Source organism: Streptomyces sp. A0958 (assembly GCF_004795035.1).
In the GTDB taxonomy this organism is placed as follows: Bacteria; Actinomycetota; Actinomycetes; order Streptomycetales; family Streptomycetaceae; genus Streptomyces.
On record NZ_SSBK01000078.1, the window covers coordinates 1 to 3,111 of the forward strand.

Consider the following 3,111-nt stretch of genomic DNA (forward strand, 5'->3'; position numbering starts at 1 on the left):
TCAGCCCGATCGAGTACGAGGAGAAGCACTACGCCAACCAGGCAACGACCGAACAAGTGAACCTGAAACTACGTCACCCCGCCCTGACCAGCTAGTCAACACCTCCCGCACAGCGGGGGAACCTCAATCGGCATTCCTGACAGCAACCGAGCCACCCACAACAACCCACAGAGCAGCAGAGAGCCCGCTACTCACCCACTGACATCAAAACGCCGAACCACCACCGACAAAAACTGGCAGATCATCACCGACCAGCGGCGTGCCTACCGGGCTGGGACCATGAACGGCGAGCGTGCCGACGAGCTGGAGGAGCTCGGCATGGTGTGGGACACCGCCGACGCCGCCTTCGAGGAAAACCTCGCCGCCGCGCGTGCGTACTTCACGGAGGCCGGGACACTGGCCGCGCCCCGGCACGCCACCGCCCTCGACAAGCCCATCGGGCAATGGCTCACCAACCTCCGCCGACCCGAAGGACTCGGCAAGAACACCGGCCGGGCGCAGCGGCGGGCGGAGCAGCTCGCCGCGATCGATCCGGACTGGAACCCGCGGCTGCTCGGGTGGACGGTGGACTGGCAGCGCTGCTACGTCGGCCTGGCCGCGCTCCTGGACGCCGGGAGCGCGCTGGAGGATGTCCAGCCAGGGGTGACGTACCGGGGCGACGACATCGGCCGCTGGGTCGTCCGGCAGGCGCGGGACTGGGCGCAGCTCAACGCCGAGCAGCGGCGGCGGCTGGAGGAGCTGGGCGTGCGGCCGCGGGCGGCTGTACGGGCACAGAAGCCCCCCGCACGGGGTACGGCGAAAGCTGGGGCCGGGAAGGGCTCCGAGGCATTCCAGCGGGGGGTGGAGGCGCTGCGGCAGTACATCGCGCGGGAAGGGACAACTGTTGTCGGTCGGCAACACACCGAAGAGCTGCCCGACGGGACGTCCGTGCGCCTGGGTGTGTTTCTGAGCAACCACAAGAGCAGGCGCGACCGGCTAAGCGAGGACCAGCTCACCACCCTCGTCGGCTTGGGGCTGGAGTGGGCGGCGACGGAAGGAGCAGCGTGATGACCGCGCCCGAGGGAGAGCGGCCGTGCAGGACGCAATGCGGCGGCACGCGCGCACCCGTGGCCTTCGTGGAGGCGGAGGGCGTCATCTCGGCTGTGCTGTCCGACCCGGGGTGCAGGCGACGCGAGCGGGTGGAGGCGGCGGAGACGGAGCTCGGGCTGGAGCTGTCCGCCCATCTCCAGCCATTCCAGGACTGCTACGAGCAAGCTGTGGCAGCAGGCGACGCGGATGGGTTGCCGGGCTCTGTGCGGGCGAGCACGGCCGCTGGGGGCGGATCTGCGCTCCTGCCCGACGGGCACGAGACGTCATGGAGGGACCACACTGGGGCCGCAACAGCGAAGGCCGGCCGATCGCATGGTTGGCAGGGCACCTGACGATTGATGATTGCCACTACTGTCATTGGGCTGCACTACTGAAGTCTGTGCAGCCCAATGAATGTCAATTCTTCGCAGACGCCCTCAGTCACAGAATGCGGAAGTGGCACACGGGCTCCCGCCGAATGTGACCTTCGTTACCAATCAGCACGCTGGGCGCTCTAATACTTTGCTTGCGCACAAGCCGGACACGTTTCGGATTGTCCGGACACTGTCCGGAGATTTGTCCGGAGATTGTCCGGACAGGTTTCTCGGACTGTGCACGATCCACCCCTACCCGAACCGCTGCTGAACTGCATGGACACCCTCCGGGCACTGTCCGGAAAAGTTCCGGACACTGTCCGGTCCATTTCCTTCGCCTGTCGTATGCGCTGCCTCTGACCTGCCCGGACACTGTCCGGTAGGTGTCCGGACAGTGTCCGCACGCGGAGGAGTTTCCGGACACTTTGCGCGGACAATGAGCGGACATCACATCCGTGAAATCTGCAACGCACTAACCGATCTGTTCGATTTCCCAGCGCGTTGCACCGGCTTCGATCACCCCTAAACTCCTTCTCGGTCCTAGAAGTCAACGGATCACGAGTCTTCTATTTCACTAGGGGTTGAGGAATGAAAATTAAAATTTTCAAGAAGTCACATGCTGGTGGTGAAGGCCGGGAGCAAGGCCAGGGCCGCGTCGCGCGGTGGTGTACGTGCTCGGCAGATGTGGATTCCGCCGGAGGCCGGCGAGCAGACAGAGGTATCTGACCCCCTTACCCCTCCCCGACGAAGGACCGGTCGACACGGGCTTCGTCATGCCTCAGAAAGTTTCTGGCTGCTCTCTGCTGTCCAGTCACCGGCCTTGGCGCCTATGGGGTGAAGACGCTGATCCTGCCGGACCGAGACAGCGGTATCCGAGCCGTCCCGCCCGCAGGCCGAACACTCATGGAGGAAGCGCTCATGACTACCCAGCAGGCAGCGGGGGCAGCACATCCGCCCACCAGCGCTACGGTGGATACGTCAACACCGCCACCCTGGGCGGCGGCTGAAGCCGGACTGCAGGGACGTGCTCACGAGAGCCGAAGCAGGACCGCCGACCGCGCGGCGTACACCCCCGCGGACGACACCACGCAGGTGTCCGGCCCTCTTCATCTCCACGCTCAAGGAAGCACCATGACCCGGGATAATGTTCCCCCGCGCGTCCAGCTGCCCGACCCGGCGCCGCCCGTTCCTCAGCCGCCCAGCTCCGACCGCGCCCTCACCTCCCAGATGGCCCAGGTGGCCGCCCAGGGAGCTGTTCAGGGCGCGTTGCGTGCCTTCGTAGGCCGGGCGGTGGACAAGCTCCTCACCCACCCGCCCGACTGGATGAAGAGCCTGTGGCACGCCCTGCCCCGCCCCTGGGAGTAGCGGCGAGAGCGCGTAACCGCCCGACCGGCGGGGTTGTCGAGGACGTTCCCTCCTCGACGACCCCGCTGCTGGCTTGTTCACGAGAACGACAGCACCGGGTCTCGCGGCGCGTCATGCTGCAGGGGTGACCACTGCATCGGACCTGCCTGCTCGCCGTCGCCGCCATGGGGTTCCCCCGATGCTCCTATGGTTGTCAAGCCGCAGCAGCGAGGGCGGTTTGAGTGATTCGTTCCGTGGGCTTGGTGGTCAGCGCGCGGTAGACCTCGCGGGCGACGAATCGCTTGAGACAGCGCATGATGTCCTT

Annotated in this window: 2 protein-coding genes; both read left to right on the top strand. The window is 66.1% G+C overall.

Going from position 1 to position 3,111, the window contains the following annotated elements:
- Positions 1-279: 279 nt before the first annotated feature.
- Positions 280-1,047 carry a helicase associated domain-containing protein gene (locus E6P78_RS32305; protein WP_240799467.1) on the top strand — a complete coding sequence of 256 codons (768 nt, stop codon included), beginning with the start codon at positions 280-282 and terminating at the stop codon, positions 1,045-1,047.
- Positions 1,048-2,573: 1,526 nt separating this feature from the next.
- Positions 2,574-2,807 carry a hypothetical protein gene (locus E6P78_RS32315; RefSeq protein WP_136207177.1) on the top strand — a complete coding sequence of 78 codons (234 nt, stop codon included), beginning with the start codon at positions 2,574-2,576 and terminating at the stop codon, positions 2,805-2,807.
- The last annotated feature ends 304 nt before the right edge of the window (positions 2,808-3,111 follow it).